General features: G+C 61.7%; 14 protein-coding genes. 3 read left to right on the top strand and 11 right to left on the bottom strand.

Translation table 11 applies throughout. The features are described from left to right. Positions 1 to 19 precede the first annotated feature (19 nt). From KMZ29_RS09020 to KMZ29_RS09010, 3 genes are read right to left on the bottom strand one after another with little or no spacing between them, the layout of a single operon-like run. Positions 20 to 2,413 carry a xanthine dehydrogenase family protein molybdopterin-binding subunit gene (locus tag KMZ29_RS09020; protein WP_215623369.1) on the bottom strand — a complete coding sequence of 798 codons (2,394 nt, stop codon included), beginning with the start codon at positions 2,411 to 2,413 and terminating at the stop codon, positions 20 to 22. Then, complete coding sequence (locus tag KMZ29_RS09015) at positions 2,410 to 2,895, bottom strand: (2Fe-2S)-binding protein (RefSeq protein ID WP_215623368.1); 486 nt, start codon at positions 2,893 to 2,895, stop codon at positions 2,410 to 2,412. Before KMZ29_RS09015 ends, KMZ29_RS09020 begins: the two co-directional genes overlap by 4 nt. Further along, the gene (locus KMZ29_RS09010) at positions 2,892 to 3,773 is read right to left on the bottom strand and encodes an FAD binding domain-containing protein (protein WP_215623367.1); all 882 of its coding nucleotides are present in this window, start codon (positions 3,771 to 3,773) and stop codon (positions 2,892 to 2,894) included. Before KMZ29_RS09010 ends, KMZ29_RS09015 begins: the two co-directional genes overlap by 4 nt. A gap of 187 nt (positions 3,774 to 3,960) precedes the next feature. On the opposite strand from KMZ29_RS09010, the gene KMZ29_RS09005 reads away from it, so the two are divergent. Beyond that, complete coding sequence (locus KMZ29_RS09005) at positions 3,961 to 5,067, top strand: LLM class flavin-dependent oxidoreductase (RefSeq protein ID WP_215623366.1); 1,107 nt, start codon at positions 3,961 to 3,963, stop codon at positions 5,065 to 5,067. A 23-nt stretch (positions 5,068 to 5,090) separates the two neighbouring features. After that, on the top strand, positions 5,091 to 5,966 hold the full coding sequence (locus KMZ29_RS09000; protein ID WP_215623365.1) for a polysaccharide deacetylase family protein: 876 nt from the start codon (positions 5,091 to 5,093) through the stop codon (positions 5,964 to 5,966). Positions 5,967 to 5,991: 25 nt separating this feature from the next. On the opposite strand, the gene KMZ29_RS08995 is transcribed toward KMZ29_RS09000, so the two are convergent. The 3 genes from KMZ29_RS08995 to KMZ29_RS08985 are packed head-to-tail and all read right to left on the bottom strand — an operon-like array spanning position 5,992 to position 8,456. After that, a complete protein-coding gene (locus tag KMZ29_RS08995) occupies positions 5,992 to 6,693 on the bottom strand; it encodes a TetR/AcrR family transcriptional regulator (RefSeq protein ID WP_215623364.1) in 702 nt (233 codons plus the stop codon). Further along, positions 6,690 to 7,244 (bottom strand): flavin reductase family protein, encoded by a 555-nt coding sequence (locus tag KMZ29_RS08990; RefSeq protein WP_215623363.1) that lies wholly within the window; start codon positions 7,242 to 7,244, stop codon positions 6,690 to 6,692. Before KMZ29_RS08990 ends, KMZ29_RS08995 begins: the two co-directional genes overlap by 4 nt. 9 nt (positions 7,245 to 7,253) lie before the next feature. After that, complete coding sequence (locus tag KMZ29_RS08985; RefSeq protein ID WP_249779867.1) at positions 7,254 to 8,456, bottom strand: acyl-CoA dehydrogenase family protein; 1,203 nt, start codon at positions 8,454 to 8,456, stop codon at positions 7,254 to 7,256. A gap of 209 nt (positions 8,457 to 8,665) precedes the next feature. Between KMZ29_RS08985 and KMZ29_RS08980 the strand changes: the two genes are divergently transcribed. Beyond that, complete coding sequence (locus tag KMZ29_RS08980) at positions 8,666 to 9,568, top strand: NAD(P)-dependent oxidoreductase (protein WP_215623361.1); 903 nt, start codon at positions 8,666 to 8,668, stop codon at positions 9,566 to 9,568. 639 nt (positions 9,569 to 10,207) lie between these two features. Here the strand turns inward: KMZ29_RS08980 and KMZ29_RS08975 are convergent. The 5 genes from KMZ29_RS08975 to KMZ29_RS08955 all read right to left on the bottom strand — a co-directional run bounded on the left by KMZ29_RS08975 (position 10,208) and on the right by KMZ29_RS08955 (position 16,173). Further along, a complete protein-coding gene (locus tag KMZ29_RS08975; protein WP_249779866.1) occupies positions 10,208 to 11,758 on the bottom strand; it encodes an IS1182 family transposase in 1,551 nt (516 codons plus the stop codon). 175 nt (positions 11,759 to 11,933) lie between these two features. After that, positions 11,934 to 13,559 (bottom strand): IS1182 family transposase, encoded by a 1,626-nt coding sequence (locus KMZ29_RS08970; protein ID WP_215623359.1) that lies wholly within the window; start codon positions 13,557 to 13,559, stop codon positions 11,934 to 11,936. Between the two features lie 107 nt (positions 13,560 to 13,666). Beyond that, on the bottom strand, positions 13,667 to 14,674 hold the full coding sequence (locus KMZ29_RS08965) for an NAD(P)H-dependent flavin oxidoreductase (protein ID WP_215623358.1): 1,008 nt from the start codon (positions 14,672 to 14,674) through the stop codon (positions 13,667 to 13,669). A gap of 75 nt (positions 14,675 to 14,749) precedes the next feature. Continuing rightward, positions 14,750 to 15,487: an SDR family oxidoreductase gene (locus KMZ29_RS08960; protein WP_215623357.1), complete on the bottom strand. Its 738-nt coding sequence runs from the start codon at positions 15,485 to 15,487 to the stop codon at positions 14,750 to 14,752. A 29-nt stretch (positions 15,488 to 15,516) separates the two neighbouring features. Continuing rightward, a complete protein-coding gene (locus tag KMZ29_RS08955) occupies positions 15,517 to 16,173 on the bottom strand; it encodes a 2-hydroxychromene-2-carboxylate isomerase (protein ID WP_215623356.1) in 657 nt (218 codons plus the stop codon). Between the last annotated feature and the right edge of the window lie 220 nt (positions 16,174 to 16,393).

Here is a 16,393-nt window from a genome sequence, read left to right as displayed (position 1 = left end):
TTTCCCGGCTCGTCCTCGTTCAAATTCGTCCCAGCGCGGTCAGGATCACCTGCGGCGTCAAGGGAATCTCGGTGATAACGGCGCCGAACGGCCTGAGCGCGTCGTTCACTGCATTCGCCACCGCCGCGGCAGCTCCCGCCGTACCGGCCTCCCCCGCGCCCTTTGCACCCAACTCCGTCTCCGAGGTCGGCGACACCACGTGGCCGACATCGATGTCGGGCATCTCGCCGGACATCGGAACCAGGTAATCGGCCATGTTCGCGTTGGTCAGCTGGCCGCGTTCATCGTAGATGCACTTCTCGAACAGTGCAGCACCGAGGCCTTGCACCACGCCACCCCGAATCTGTTCGTCGACCAGCTGCGGATTGATGAGGGTGCCGCAATCCTCGACCACCCAATGCCGGAGCAGCTTGACGAAACCGGTGTCGGTGTCGACTTCCAGCCAGGAGGCCTGAACCCCATTGGTGAAGGCAAACGGATATTCGCGCGGCACGAAGTGGCGCGTCGCCATCAGTTCGGGCCGAATGCCCGGTGGCAGCGTATCGGGACGAAAATAGATGATCCGTGCGAGCTCGCGCAGCTCCATGCGCGGCGCACCGTCGCTGGCGTTCACGATCGCATTGCCGGCGATGTCGAGTTCGGCCGGCGAGGATTGCAGGACGGCAGCTGCAACATTCAGGATGTTCCTGCGCAAGATCTTCGCCGCCTGCAGCGCGGCCTCGCCGCCGATGCCGGCGCCGCGCGATGCCCAGGTGCCGCCGCCATAGGGCGTGTTGTCGGTATCGCCTGATATGACCCGTACCCGCTCCATCGAGACGCCGAGCACGCTGCCGACGATTTGGGCGGTGAGGGATTCCGAGCCCTGCCCCTGTTCGGTGATGCTGGTCTGGCAGATCACCGACCCCTGGGCGTCCAGCCGCACCGCTACGCCGTCCTGCGACGAGATGCGAGCGCCGCCGACACCGTAGAACGCCGCGCTGGGATTGGTGACTTCGATGAAACTGGCGATGCCGATGCCGCGATGGACCTTCTTGGCCCGCAACGCCGCCTGCTCGGCGCGTAGCGCATCATAATCCATCATCGCCATCAGCTTGTTCATGGCGGCGTGATGTGACAGTAGCTCAAACCGCAGGCCCGACGGCGAAGCGCAGGGATAACCGTCATCGGCAATGAGATTGCGGCGGCGGATCTCGACCGGATCCATCCCGATCTTCGCCGCCGCGAGATCGACCAGGCCTTCCGTCACCGAGCAGGCGATCGGATGACCGACCGCGCGATACTGGCACATGACATTCTTGTTCTGGAACACGACGCGGGCGCGGGCGCGATAATTCTTCGTCACATAGGGGCCGCCGACGAGATTGACGACCTGATTGGCCTCAATGGCGCTGGTGCGCGGATACATCGAATAGGGCCCGATGCCGGTGAGATCGTCGATCTCGAATGCCGTGATGGTCCCGTCGCGTTTGACGCCGATCCGTCCCTTGCAACGATGGTCGCGGGCGTGAATATCGGTGTTGAAGCTTTCGACCCGGTCGGCCACGAACTTGACCGGACGGCGCAACAGCTTCGACAGCGCATAGGTGGCCATTTCGTCGGCGTAGATGTGGACCTTGATGCCGAAGGAACCGCCGACGTCCTTGCAGACCACGCGGACCTGCTGCTCCTGTAGTCCAAGGTGCAGCGCCGCAATATTCTGCACCATGTGCGGCGCCTGCGTGCCCTGGTAGATCGTCAGCCGCTCCTCAGCGGCGTTCCAGTCGGCCACGACCGAACGCGGCTCCAGCGTCACGCCGGTGTGCCGTCCAAAGATGAAATCGGCTTCCATCACCTCGTCGGAGCCGGCGAACGCCGCATCGACCTCGCCCGCATCATGGTTGCGCTCGAAGGCGAGGTTGTCGCCCAACGCGGGATGAATCACCGGGGTTGCCGGATCGAGCGCGGTGCGCATGTCCGTCACCGCCTCCAGTTCCTCGTATTCAACCCTGACGACCTCCGCGGCGTCTTCAGCCACGGCGCGGCTGGTCGCCACGATGGCGGCGACGGCTTCGCCCTGCCAGCAGACGCGATCGATGGCGATGGCGTGCTGCGGAGCGGACTTGAGACCCTTCAGATGCGAGAGCACGCCTACCCACGGCGTGATGACTTCAGCAAGCTCCTTACCCGTCACCACGGCGATGACGCCGGGCACGCGCCTGGCTGCGGCGGCATCAATACCGATGATCTTCGCATGGGCATGGGGCGAACGCAGGAACACCACCTGCCCCATGCGCGGCGCCTCCATGTCGCTCACATAGAGCCCACGCCCCTGCATCAGCCGCTCGAGATTCGGCCGCGGCATTGTCTTGCCGATATAGGAATTCGGCCGGTCGAGCTCGGAGAGGATTTCGGGATTAGCCGAGGCGATCGTCATACCCTGCGTCCTCCACGCACCCGCGCCGTGGTCTCGACCGCATCGATAATGGCCTGGTAGCCGGTACAGCGGCAGTAATTACCGGAAAGATGCTCACGGATCCGATCGCGGTCCGGCCTAGCCTCCTGCTTCAGCAGATCCTGCGCCGCCATCAGCATGCCCGGGGTGCAAAATCCGCACTGTAGGGCGTTGCGATCGCGAAAGGCGGCCTGCAGGTCGGCGACTTCGCCGCTGTCGGACAACCCTTCGATGGTCTCGACCGCTGTGCCGTGCGCTTGCACCGCCAACATCAGGCAGGAACGAACGATCTCGCCGTTTACCCGCACGGTGCAGGCGCCGCAGACTCCATGTTCGCAGCCTACATGGGTCCCCGTCAATTGCAGCTGTTCTCGCAGAAAATCCGCCAGATTGAGGCGCGGCAGAACCAGCGCATCGACGCGCTCGCCGTTGACATCGAGCGAGATCGATACGGGAGCGGTCACGCAGATCCCCCGGCGCCAAGATCGGGACGGCCAAGCAGCGTGCCGACGCATCGTGCCAGCAACACCCTTGCGAGATGCCGCCGCATGGAGGCGGATGCCTGCTGGTCAGACTGGGGGTCGAGCTCCTGGCTGAGGACCGACAGAGCCGCCGACAAATCCGCGGGCGTGATAGCCATGTTGGTCAGCTTGGTCGCGACCTTGGCCAGTACAGGCCGATCGCCGACGGCGAAGAAGGCAAGCCGGAGATCGGCGAAGAGATCGCCTTCCACGACCGCCTGCGCCGCAAGGCCGGCGATGGCGTAGTCGCCATGCCGCCGGGCGAATTCGTGGAAGAAATGCGCCGATTTTCTTCGCCCAGTCGGCAGTTCAACGGCGACCAATAATTCCTGCGGAGATAGAACCGTCTCATAAATGCCCGTGAAGAAATCCTTCGCCTCCACGCGCCGCTCGCCCGCCTTGCCGCGGATGATAATCGTCGCATTCAACGCTACCATGCAGGCCGGCAGTTCCGATGCGGGATCGGCATGGGCGAGGCTGCCGCCGATGGTGCCGCGGTTGCGGATTGCGGGATGCGCAACATGCGCGATCGCTTCAGTCAACAGCGGCGTGTGCGCGGCAATTACCGGCGAACTCTGAAGTTCGACATGGCGGGTCAGCGCGCCTATCCTGACACTATCTCCGGTCACGGCAATACCGCGCAGTTCAGCAATCTCGCCGATATCGACGACAAATTCGGGCGAGATCAGTCGCAGATTCATCGCGGGCATCAGGCTCTGGCCGCCCGACAGCACCTTTGCCCTGCCCCCATGCGCTTCAAGCAAATCCAGCGCGTTCACGACGCTGGTTGCGCGTGCGTAAGCGAAAGCCGCAGCTTTCATCTGGCGTGACCTCCCCCGGGGCCGTTTGGCGGATTTTCTTTGGATTAGACGGCGGCGACCTCTAAAGGTCAAGTTTGTTTATCGAGCGATTATTTCTGATGACTCGACTTTCGGACTTGTCATAATGGTAGCAACGACAAATCGCCCCGGTTCGCGTCGAACCCGGGGAAGCCAGGAAGGAGAGGCAGTGAATCTGGGATTCTTCACAATGCCGATTCATCCTCTCGACAAGGACTGGCGGCTGTCCCTGCAGGAAGACCGCGAGGCCTTTTTGCTCGCCGACGAACTGGGGTTTACCGAAGCCTATGTCGGCGAACACGTCACCGATCGGGCCGAGAACATCACTTCCTGCATCGCGTTCATTGCCTGGATCGCAGCCGCGACCAAAAAGATCAGGCTCGGCACCGGCACGATCAACATGCCGAACACCCATCCCGGCACCGTCGCCGCCACCATGGCGATGCTCGACCACATGCTCGACGGCCGGCTGATCTTCGGAATCAGCCCCGGCGGCCTGCTGTCGGATGCGGAGTTATTCGGCAATCTGGACGCCGATCGCAACGCGATGTTTCTTGAATCGATCAATCAGGTGCTGGAGATCTGGGCCGGCGAAGCGCCATACGATCTTCAGGGAAGATACTGGAACATCACGACGCGAAAGACCCTGATCAGGGACATCGGCCAGGGAATCATCGCCCGCCCCCTGCAGCGGCCGCATCCGCCCATCGTCGTGACCGCCGTTGCGCCGTTCTCGAAGGGCGTCACCGAGGCCGCCGCCCGCGGCTGGGATCCGATCTCGGCCAACTTCCTGATGCCGGCCTGGGTGAAGAGCCACTGGCCGAAATACGCCGAGGGCTGCGAACGCGGTGGCCGCGCGGCCGAGCCGGCAAACTGGCGCGTCGCAAAGAGCGTCTTTGTCGCCGAGGATGCCGCCACCGCCAAGGCCTATGCGACCGATCCGAATGGGCCCTACGTCTATTATTACCGTTCGCTGTTCACCAAACTGAAGAAGAACGGCCGCATCGAGCTGTTCAAGACGCGCCGCGACCAGCCCGACGATGAAGTGACGCTCGAGACGATCTGCGACAGGCTGATCATTTACGGAACGCCTGATAGCGTCGCGGATCAACTGCTGGCCTTCCAGGACGAAGTCGGCCAATTCGGCACGCTGCTCTATGCCGGCAAGGACTGGAAGGACCGCGAGCTTGGACGCCGATCCATGATCCTGATGGCCGAGAAGGTGATGCCGCGCATCAATGCCGGCACTACGAGCCGATCCAAGGCCGCGGAATAATCCGTAATTGAGGAGGGCGCGCCGTGGCTCTGACCGATCGCATCCCCTATCAGGCGCAAGTCGACCGGCCGAAACTCCGGCTGCCTGATGGTAAGAAGCTCGCGGTATGGGTCATCCTCAACGTCGAGGAATGGCGGATCGAGAACGCGATGCCGCGAACCGTGCTGAGCCCGCCGATGGGACAGCCATTGCTACCGGATGTGCCGAACTGGTCCTGGCACGAATACGGCATGCGCGCCGGCTTCTGGCGCCAGTTCAAGGCGCTGACGGACCGCCACATTCCGGTAACGCTGGCGCTGAACGCCAACGTCTGTCGCGCGTACCCCCGCGTCGCGTCAGCGGCACTCGAGGCTGGCTTTGAATTCATGGGTCATGGCTTCGTTCAGGGTCCGATGCACAAACTGGACAACCAGGCCGATGCGATCAAACGGGCGGTCGAGACCATCGCAAAATTCACCGGCAAACCGCCGCGATCGTGGGAAAGTCCGGGCCTGACGGAGACCGACGAAACCCTCGATCTGCTGCGCCTCAACGGCATCGAATATGTCGCGGACTGGGTGATCGACGATCTTCCGCAGGATATCGCGACGTCTCATGGCACCATCACGACCATTCCGTATTCGGTCGAAACCAACGACATCGTCATTCACGCGCTGCAGCATCTGTCTTCCGAGCAATTTCTGCAGCGCTGCACCGACCAGTTCGACCGGTTGTATCTCGAGGGCGCCACCAATGCGCGGGTCATGGCGATCTCGATCCACCCCTACATCACCGGTGTCCCGCATCGGATCAAATATCTCGAAGCGCTGCTCGATTACGTCATCGGCCATGACGGCGTCGCGCTGATGACCGCAAGCGAGATCGGCGACTGGTACCGGGCCGAAATGTCGAAATCCTGATCCGGACCGGACGGGGTCGAAGAGGTCATGCCAAGGCAGCTCTTCCGACCGTCTTCTCCGTTGCGCGTATGGATCCACCGGCTGACGCAAAAAACCGCGCAAAGCCGGTCAGAAAAACGTCCAGCGCGCCGCTGATCACCTGGCTCTTGTCTTCCAGCACCGGAGACTCGAAGATGTATTTGCGAACCCCGTAGTAGAAGATTCCGCTTTGCAGCACCCACGCCATCTCCAGCTCGGAAGCGGTCGGCTTACTCTGCTCCGGAAGCCCCGCTTCATGACGGCATTCATTGACAATGCGTGACAGAATCTTGTCCTCCACCACGCCGATGTACCATCGGTTGATGTCGAGCCCCTTCAGGCCCGCGTAGAAATAGATGCGAAGCCATTTGCGGGTGAAGATTACATCGGTGTAGGCGTTGTAGAATTCCTGTAGCCGGTCGCGGATCGGCCGGGAGCGATCGGTCAGCAGCTTCTCCCAGCCGGGATCGAACGGCTCGAGGTAGACGGTGCGGTAGACTTCCTTGATCAGGTCGTCTTTACTTGGAAAGTAGCGGTACAGCAGTGGCTGCGTCACGCCGAGCCGCCGCGCCAGATCGCGTGTCCCGCCGTCAAATCCCTCCTCCGAGAAGAACTCGGTGGCCTTGGCCACGAACTCCCGGCGGCGGTCGTCCGGCGACAGCCGCTTCTGCTTGACGCGTGCACGCTTGGGTGACGCTTTCGTGCTCATGGCGGGGCGTCGGGCTTGAGAAACCGGCCATAGCTGCCGCGGGCGAACAACAGCGGCTCTTGCCGGTTGTAGGCATAAGCCTCGACGGCGCCCAGGAAGATCACGTGGTCGCCGCCATAGTATCGGTTGGCTGCGCGGCATTGAAAATTCGCAACACTATCGGCGAGAATCGGCGCATTGCCGAGGCCCGGCGTCCATTCGACCCCGGCGAACTTGTCTTCCGAGGACTTGGCGAATTTGTTGGCAAGCGCCTGCTGCGATGCGCCGAGAACATTGACCGCGAAATGGCTGGCGTTCTGGAAGATGCTCAGGCCCTGCGAAAACATCCCCAGACTCCACAGCACCAGCGGCGGGTTCAGCGATACCGAGGCGAACGAATTGCAGGTCAGCCCATAAGGTTTTCCGTCGGCGGCGACCGCCGTGATGATGGTGACGCCGGTGGCGTAGGTGCCCAGCGCGTTGCGAAAGTCCCGGGGGTCGATCAACGAACTGTCGCTGGCCAACTCATTGGCCGGGTCCGGATTGATCGGGTGCTTGGGCGCGTCGGTCATGCGCTGGCCTCAGAGCGTCAGGTTTTCGGACGGCAGGCCAAGGGCCACGCGGCCGAAGTTGGTGCCGGCCGCGTCGAAATTGAACGCAAGGTGCGAATTGATGGCGTGGGCGTCGCGGAACTGCCGCTGCAAGGCGCCTGTCGTGAACAAGCCGCGCGCACCGCTTGCCGAGGACAACAGCGAGACCGCTTCGGTACATAGATTGACGGAATAGGCGCCGTCACGCCGCAATCTGGTCTTTTCAGCCATATCCGGAACATGGCCGGACCTTGCATCGGCCATCGCCTCCAGGCATCGCGAGCGCATGATCAGGCGGGCAGCGTCGATCTTCGCCGACGCCTCGGCAATCTTGATCTGCGTGCTCTGGAAGTCACCGAGCTTGGCGCGATTATAGGTCGATGCGCGATGGCGGGTGATGTCGATATAGTCGTCCAGGCAGGCCTGTGCGTTACCCAAGCCCGCGCCGGAAAGCACATAGGGGAATAACGAGAAGACCGGAAGCGCATAGAGTGGATTTGGATTGGCAGCGCTGCCAGGGGTCGAACCGCCTGCGAGATCGCCCACCGCAACCGTCATCGGTTCCGCGACGAAGATTTCGGCGACCTCGACATCGTTCGATCCCGTTCCCCTCAATCCGCTCGCATTCCAGGTGTCGGTGACCTTGTAGTCTTTCTTATGAAGCAGGAATATCCGGTATTCGATACCATCGGCTTCATCGTCCGAGGCAACGACGCCGCCGAGCATATTCCATTCGCTCGACCCCACTCCCGACGAGAACGGCCAGTGCCCCTGCAGCAGATATCCGCCGTCGACTTTCCTGGCCCGGCCGGAGGGAAAAATGAAGGAAGATGCGATCAGGGTGTCGGCGTTGCTACTCCAGATCAGGTCCTGAGCGCGCCGATCGAACATGCCCAGCATCCAGTGGTGGCTCGCGAGATTGGCGAAATTCCAGGCCACCGACGCATCGCCTTGCGCGAGCACATCGGAGCAATCCACCAGCGCGACATAGTCCAGCTCGGAACCGCCTACCCGCTTCGGCTGCATGATCCTGAACAAGCCGGCATCATGCAGGTCGCGCTCGGTCTCCGGCGGCAAACGCCGCAATTCTTCGGTTCTGGACGCGCGTTCACGCAAGCGCGGAACGAGCGCTCTGGCGCGGTCGATCATGGCGGCGTAGGCGGGGTCGTCCGCGGGCGGACTTGCATCTGGCATGTCGCCAACACCTCCCATTTCAGCGTTTCCCTGCAATCTCGCCGGTCGTTGCGGCCTTGGGACACGATCGGTCGAGATATGCAGCAAGCCACTTACGAACCGTACTTGACCGGTCGAAACTATCCGATGATTGTTTATCGCCTGATCACTAATTATTCAAGGCGCGGCCGGCGCCGCTCGCAAATTCGGCTGGCAAGGAGCGTACTCGCATGGACAAGACCGTTGGGATCGTTGGGCTTGGTATCATGGGAGGCGCGATCGCCCGCAATCTGGTCGAGCGCGGGTGGCGCGTCGTCGGCTTTGACATCGACGCCGCACGATGCGCCGAACTCGCGCGCGACAACATCATTATCGCCGATAACGCCGGACAGGTCGCGCGCGACGCCCCAATCATCATGACCAGCCTTTCCAGTCCCGAGGCGGTCGAGGATGTAGCAACTACCATCGCCAATACCGGTGCGCCGCCGCGGATCGTGGTCGAGCTCTCCACACTCAGCATCACCGACAAGCTTCGTTTCGAAGCCATCCTGAACCATGCTGGCCACATCGCACTGGATTGCCCGCTGAGCGGAACCGGCGCGCAAGCCAGAAATCGCGACCTTGTGGTCTACGCCAGCGGCGACAGCGCTGCCATTGCCCAGTGTTCCGATCTGTTCGCCGATTTTGCCAAACAAAGCGCCGATCTCGGCGCCTACGGCAATGGCAGCCGAATGAAGTTCATCGCCAATCACCTGGTCGCCATTCACAATGTCGCCGCCGCCGAGGCGATGGTCCTGGCACAGCGCGCCGGACTCGATCCGAAGAAGGTGGTCGACATGATCGGCCCCGGCGCCGGCGGCTCGCGAATGTTCCAGATGCGCGCGCCGATGATGGTCGAGGGTGTCTATGAACCCGCGACCATGAAGGTCTCTACCTGGCAAAAAGACATGGCCATCATCGCCGGATTCGCCGATGACGTCGGCTGTGCGACCCCGCTGTTTACGCTGACGCAGCCGGTCTATGTGCAGGCGATGGCCATGGGCCTCGGCGATCAGGACACCGCGTCGGTGTTCGAGGTGCTGAAACAGACCATCGTCACCGATCCCAAGGCCGGCGCGGGCCCGCAGCGATGACTGTGGCCCCGGATTTCGCAAGAGCTCCATCCGGGCTACGGGACTTCGGGCCTATCAATGTCATTGCGAGCGAAGCGAAGCAATCCAGCTTCGCTGAAACCGAGCTGGATTGCTTCGTCGCTTACGCTCCTCGCAATGACGATGTGGGAATTTGTTTCGAATTTCAAAACAGCAGATATGCGTCCGCATTCTCGCGGCGCGAGGCGCCCGAGCTTTGCGTCGATTGTCACCCTCGATAAGAACAAGGGCGCAGGGAAAGCCGGGTGCGCGCTGCACCCGCGGTCTCGTGTGCAACGGTGTGCATCAAGAAACGCACACGAGCATACAGGTTCAGCGGAGGCAATCCGGCCTTCCCTGCGCAGTGGGTTACGGCTTACTCCGAGCTCTCCCCGGCGATCAGGATTTGCTTGTCACCGTCGTCCGCGGAAGTTTTGCTTCCCGCGAACTTGAACGCCAACCTCGAGGCGTCAGGACCACACGGCTTCGCCGTCCGCTTGAGTCACGCTCGTCAGTCGCAACTCCCGCGTCCACCGCATCCCACCGCACGTTCGTGACGATCGCGATCCGCCCCTCTCATCGGGTGAGACGCGCGGAGCTATAGTTGTGATTTGCCCGTCGAGGCTGGGCAAGAAATATGGTTCAGGCGGCTGGAGTGGGTAGGAGCCAGCGGATTTTGAATTGTAGCGTGATATGGGTCCAGAACGGCACCATGACGCGCTGAATGCAGCGTAGGAGGGGTTCGAGAGCGCATTCGAGAACAGCGAGCGCCTGCACCTTTGCTGCGATTTGAGCCACAAATTCTTCGAAACCGAGGATATTGAGCACGCGGGTGAAGTTGTAGCAGAGCGCCATCAGGCTCCATTCGCCGCGGACCTTGTTGAAGCCTCGGACCAGAAAGTGCCGATAGCCCGCACGGCATTTGATGGTGCCGAAGGGATGCTCGACAATCCCGGAACGACGGCGCATCAGCTCGCCTGCGCCTTGCATCCGCGCGCGATGACGGTCGAGAACATCTTCGTGCTCCCAGCGACCGATGGTCCGCCGAGATGCCTTCGGGCTCAGACAACGTGCCCTTAACAGGCACGTCCTGCAGGTCTTCGTGCTGCTCGCATAGCGGATCTCGGTCCGGCCACTGGTGTTCTTCCAGCGCCCTTCCATCGGACGCAGCAGTTCGCCGGCGGGACAAGTGTAGGCATCGGCTGTGGCGTCATAGCGGAAGTTCTTGAGGCTGAAGCGGCCCTTCTTCTCGAGTTGCCCGTTGCCCTCCGGCACCGGCACATAGGCGACGATGCCGTCATCTTCGCACGCCTTCAGTTCGAGACTGCTGTAATAGCCCTCATCGGCCAGCGCCTGCAGAGCCTCGGCTTCGAGGGCGTCTTTTGCCGTCCTTGCCATCGCGTGGAGCTGACCGACATCGCTGCTGTCGTTCACCACCTCGCTTGCGATAATGAGCTTGTGCTTGTCGTCGACGGCGGTCTGCACATTGTAGCCTGCGACGCCCTGACCGTTCTTGACCAGAAGCCGGGCGTCCGGATCGGTCAGGGATAGCTGCGTCTCGCCGCTCTCTTCCAGCCGAGCAAGGTCGGCCTGGGCGCGTGAGCGCTTGGCCATCAGCGTCGCGACCTTCGTGCCAATATCGCCGCTGTCTCCTCCGCCGCCATCACCGGCCGCTCGATCCTTCCTTGGCTCCTTGGCTTCCGCCGCATCATTGTCCTCAAGGGACTTGCCGTAAGCCTCGATCTCTCGATCCAGGCCGACGATCTGCTCGGCAAGCCGCTTGCGTGTGAAGATGCTCGCCTTGCTGGCGTCGCCGTGGAAGAACGAGCCGTCGATCGCAACAATGGTTCCGCCGACAAGGCCAAGCTCACGAACCAGCAGCACGAAACTGCGGTTCGCCGCCTTCAAGGCCTTCCAGTTCTCCTTGCGAAAGTTCGCGATCGTCCGGTACCCCGGTCGCAGGCTCTTCAACAGCCAGATCAGTTCCAGATTGCGGCCAGCTTCCCGCTCCAGCCGGCGCGACGACCTGACCTGGTTGATGTAGCCGTACAGGTACAGCTTCAAAAGATCGGCCGGATCATAGGGCGGCTGCCCTACCTCCACGCCGCGATCCGCATGGCGGAAACCGAGCTTTGCAAGATCGAGCGCGCAAACAAAGCTCTCAATCGCCCGCACCGGATTGTCCGGCCCCACATAGTCCTCAATCCGGGAAGGAAGGAGACTGGGTTGCTCGCGGCTCTCGCCGCTCTTGAATGTACGATTCGTCATAAAACGAATCGTACATCAACTCTCGAAAATGCCGAGTTCTTGCCCAGCCTCGACGGGTTAAGCGGAAATTTGCCCGTCGAGGCTGGGCAAGAAATATGGTTCAGGCGGCTGGAGTGGGTAGGAGCCAGCGGATTTTGAATTGTAGCGTGATATGGGTCCAGAACGGCACCATGACGCGCTGAATGCAGCGTAGGAGGGGTTCGAGAGCGCATTCGAGAACAGCGAGCGCCTGCACCTTTGCTGCGATTTGAGCCACAAATTCTTCGAAACCGAGGATATTGAGCACGCGGGTGAAGTTGTAGCAGAGCGCCATCAGGCTCCATTCGCCGCGGACCTTGTTGAAGCCTCGGACCAGAAAGTGCCGATAGCCCGCACGGCATTTGATGGTGCCGAAGGGATGCTCGACAATCCCGGAACGACGGCGCATCAGCTCGCCTGCGCCTTGCATCCGCGCGCGATGACGGTCGAGAACATCTTCGTGCTCCCAGCGACCGATGGTCCGCCGAGATGCCTTCGGGCTCAGACAACGTGCCCTTAACAGGCACGTCCTGCAGGTCTTCGTGCTGCTCGCATAGCGGATCTCGGTCCGGCCACTGGTGTTCTTCCAGCGCCCTTCCATCGGACGCAGCAGTTCGCCGGCGGGACAAGTGTAGGCATCGGCTGTGGCGTCATAGCGGAAGTTCTTGAGGCTGAAGCGGCCCTTCTTCTCGAGTTGCCCGTTGCCCTCCGGCACCGGCACATAGGCGACGATGCCGTCATCTTCGCACGCCTTCAGTTCGAGACTGCTGTAATAGCCCTCATCGGCCAGCGCCTGCAGAGCCTCGGCTTCGAGGGCGTCTTTTGCCGTCCTTGCCATCGCGTGGAGCTGACCGACATCGCTGCTGTCGTTCACCACCTCGCTTGCGATAATGAGCTTGTGCTTGTCGTCGACGGCGGTCTGCACATTGTAGCCTGCGACGCCCTGACCGTTCTTGACCAGAAGCCGGGCGTCCGGATCGGTCAGGGATAGCTGCGTCTCGCCGCTCTCTTCCAGCCGAGCAAGGTCGGCCTGGGCGCGTGAGCGCTTGGCCATCAGCGTCGCGACCTTCGTGCCAATATCGCCGCTGTCTCCTCCGCCGCCATCACCGGCCGCTCGATCCTTCCTTGGCTCCTTGGCTTCCGCCGCATCATTGTCCTCAAGGGACTTGCCGTAAGCCTCGATCTCTCGATCCAGGCCGGCGATCTGCTCGGCGAGCCGCTTGCGTGTGAAGATGCTCGCCTTGCTGGCGTCGCCGTGGAAGAACGAGCCGTCGATCGCAACAATGGTTCCGCCGACAAGGCCAAGCTCACGAATCAGCAGCACGAAACTGCGGTTCGCCGCCTTCAAGGCCTTCCAGTTCTCCTTGCGAAAGTTCGCGATCGTCCGGTACCCCGGTCGCAGGCTCTTCAACAGCCAGATCAGTTCCAGATTGCGGCCAGCTTCCCGCTCCAGCCGGCGCGACGACCTGACCTGGTTGATGTAGCCGTACAGGTACAGCTTCAAAAGATCGGCCGGATCATAGGGCGGCTGCCCTACCTCCACGCCGCGATCCGCATGGCGGAAACCGAGCTTTGCAAGATCGAGCGCGCAAACAAAGCCCTCAATCGCCCGCACCGGATTGTCCGGCCCCACATAGTCCTCAATCCGGGGAGGAAGGAGACTGGGTTGCTCGCGGCTCTCGCCGCTCTTGAATGTACGATTCGTCATAAAACGAATCGTACATCAACTCTCGAAAATGCCGAGTTCTTGCCCAGCCTCGTCGGGTTGATTTGTCGCAGCCGCACCATGAGGTCGAGAGGGACCTGGGTTTGCCTTCAGGCGACCTTCGCCGGCTGTGCAGGACCGGTGCCGTCGAGGAATCCGATCAGACGCTCGCGGATGATGCGCTCGGCGTCCGCCATGATGCGGTCGATCAGTTCCTTCACGGTCGGCACGTCCTTGATCAATCCGACCACCATCCCGCAGCTCCAGGCCCCCGCGTCCAAATCGCCGTCGATCATGACCTTGGGATAGGCGCCGGCGACCTGATCATGGATATCGGCGATCTTCAGGCCGGCGCCCTTCTCGCGTTCGATTTCCATCAGGCGGTCGACGGCCTTGTTCTTCAGCACCCGCTCGGTATTCCTGAGCGCGCGCATCACAAGCCGGGTGTCGAGCTCGGACGCGGCGACCAGTGCCTTCTTGACGTTGTCATGCACCGGCGCTTCCTTGGTCGCAATGAAGCGCGTGCCCATGTTCATGCCGGCCGCGCCCATCGCCAGCGCCGCCACCAGGCTGCGCGCATCCGCCATTCCTCCCGACGCCACGAACGGAATCTTCAATTCCTCGGCGGCGCGCGGCAGCAGGATCATGTTCGGCATGTCGTCTTCGCCGGGATGCCCGCCGCATTCGAAGCCGTCGACGCTGACCGCGTCGCAGCCGATCTGCTCGGCTTTCAGTGAATGGCGGACCGAAGTGCATTTGTGGATGACCTTGATGCCCGCCGCCTTGAGCGCCGGCATGTATTGCTCCGGGCTGCGTCCTGCGGTTTCGACAACCTTGATGCCGCCTTCCCTGATGGCGGCGATGTATTCCGGATAGGGCGGCGCGGTGAATGCCGGCAGGAATGTCAGGTTTACGCCGAACGGCTTGTCCGTCATGTCGTGACAGCGCGCAATCTCCTTGGCCAGCAATTCGGGCGTCCGCTGCGTCAGACCGGTGATGATGCCGAGGCCGCCGGCGTTCGAGACAGCGGATGCAAGCTCCGCAAAGCCGACATAATGCATGCCGCCCTGAATGATGGGATGCTCGATGCCGAACATTTCAGTGATTGCTGTCTTCACGAATTCCTCCGGTTCTTTACGGCAGTAGCCTGGCAAGGCTATATCATGCTTCGAAGCCCGAAAACGACGCTTCCTTCACCACTTCTCGCCGAAGGGGCGTATTTCCAGCTCGAATGTCCAGGCGCTGCGCGGCTGCCGATAAAGCAGCCAATAGGATTCCGCGACCGACGATGGCGGCATCAGTAGATCGGGGTTATCGAGCGCACCCGTTCCCAGCGCCTCGAGCCGCCGCTGGCGCACCCATTCGGTATCGACGCCGGAATCGATGATGAGGTGGGCGACATGGATATTCTTTGGTCCGAGTTCGCGCGCCATCGACTGAGCGACGGCGCGCAGGCCGAACTTGGCGCTGGCGAAGGCGGCATAGCCCGATCCACCGCGCAGGCTCGCGGTCGCGCCGGTGAAGAAGATATTGCCCTTACCCCGGGGCAACATCAGGCGCGCTGCCTCGCGGCCCGCGAGAAAGCCGGAATAGCAGGCCATTTCCCAGACCTTGCGGAACACGCGCTCGGTCGTATCGAGAATCCGGAAATTGACGTTGGCGCCGACGTTGAAGATGCAGACCTCGAGCGGCGCGTGCTTGTCGGCATCCTCCAGGAAGGAGACGACTTCCTCTTCGTTGCGCGCATCGAGCGACCGGGCGTGGATCTCGCCGCCCGCCGCCTCGATCTCCTTCACCAGCGGTTCGAGCTTGGCGCCGTTGCGGCGTCCGGCGAATACCGTGAAGCCCTCAGAGGCAAACTTCCTGGCGATTTCGCTGCCGATGAAATCACCGGCGCCGATCACGGCCACGGTCGCGTTTCTCTTCTGCAAGGGTATTCTCCCGGTCAGGTATAATTCTGTCACTTTCCAGTCTGCGTCGACGGTGTCGGGCCGTCGTTGCGGCTGGTCTGCTCGACAATCGATTCCTCGACGTCGCGAAGCTGGTCCTTGCCGAAGAACATTTCCTTTCCGACGAAGAAGGTCGGCGAACCGAAGGCGCCGCGGGCAACGGCATCGTTCGTCGCTTCGATCAGCCTCTTCTTGACCTCGTCCTGCTGCGCGCGGGCAATCAGCCGGTCGATATCGATACCGGACGAAATGAACGCATTCCGGAAAACCTCGAGGTCGTCCATTTTCTTCGGCTCCTCCCACATGTGATGGTAGGCAGCACGGAAATAGGGTTCGAACATGCCATCGGACTGGGCGGCGACGGCGCCCCTCATCAGCATCAGCGTGTTGACCGGGAAAAAGGAGTTCGGCCTGAATGTCGTGATGTTGTGGCGCCGGATGAAGCGCTGGGTCTCCAGCGCATTATATTCGGGCTTGTTCTTGATGCCGCGGAGCGACTCGAACGGCGACATGTTGTTGGTGGCCTTGAAGATGCCGCCGAGCAGCACCGGCACATATTCGAACTTCACCCCGGTGCGCCGCTCGATGCCGGGCAACGCCTTCTCCGCCAGATAGGCATTCGGGCTACCGAAATCGAACTGAAATTCAACCTTCAGGGGACCTGCCAACGAACTCTCCTCCTGGAGTCACTCACTCTGCCCCGCGGCGGCGATCCGGCCGCCGGGCGAGGATCAAGCACTAAAGTTCTATAATTGAACTGTCAAGCCGGATGCAATTTTCCAGCTATGATGTATGTTATGCGCCATAATTCGATGGTTGTTCCAAACTTAGTTCCTAATTAGAACGATCTAAAATTGAACCGATTTGGACGGGACCGGCCGGAGAATG

Source organism: Bradyrhizobium sediminis, assembly GCF_018736085.1.
In the GTDB taxonomy this organism is placed as follows: Bacteria; Pseudomonadota; Alphaproteobacteria; order Rhizobiales; family Xanthobacteraceae; genus Bradyrhizobium; species Bradyrhizobium sediminis.
Note: the sequence above shows the minus strand (reverse complement) of the source record. Positions and strands in the feature narration are given on the sequence as shown.

Bases quoted from the DNA above. Each gene is read 5' to 3' on its own strand.
- KMZ29_RS08970 (WP_215623359.1), bottom strand. From the start codon at position 13,559: ATGACGAATCGTACATTCAAGAGCGGCGAGAGCCGCGAGCAACCCAGT.
- KMZ29_RS09010 (WP_215623367.1), bottom strand. From the start codon at position 3,773: ATGAAAGCTGCGGCTTTCGCTTACGCACGCGCAACCAGCGTCGTGAAC.
- KMZ29_RS09020 (WP_215623369.1), bottom strand. From the start codon at position 2,413: ATGACGATCGCCTCGGCTAATCCCGAAATCCTCTCCGAGCTCGACCGG.
- KMZ29_RS08990 (WP_215623363.1), bottom strand. From the start codon at position 7,244: ATGACCGACGCGCCCAAGCACCCGATCAATCCGGACCCGGCCAATGAG.
- KMZ29_RS08995 (WP_215623364.1), bottom strand. From the start codon at position 6,693: ATGAGCACGAAAGCGTCACCCAAGCGTGCACGCGTCAAGCAGAAGCGG.
- KMZ29_RS08980 (WP_215623361.1), top strand. From the start codon at position 8,666: ATGGACAAGACCGTTGGGATCGTTGGGCTTGGTATCATGGGAGGCGCG.
- KMZ29_RS08985 (WP_249779867.1), bottom strand. From the start codon at position 8,456: ATGCCAGATGCAAGTCCGCCCGCGGACGACCCCGCCTACGCCGCCATG.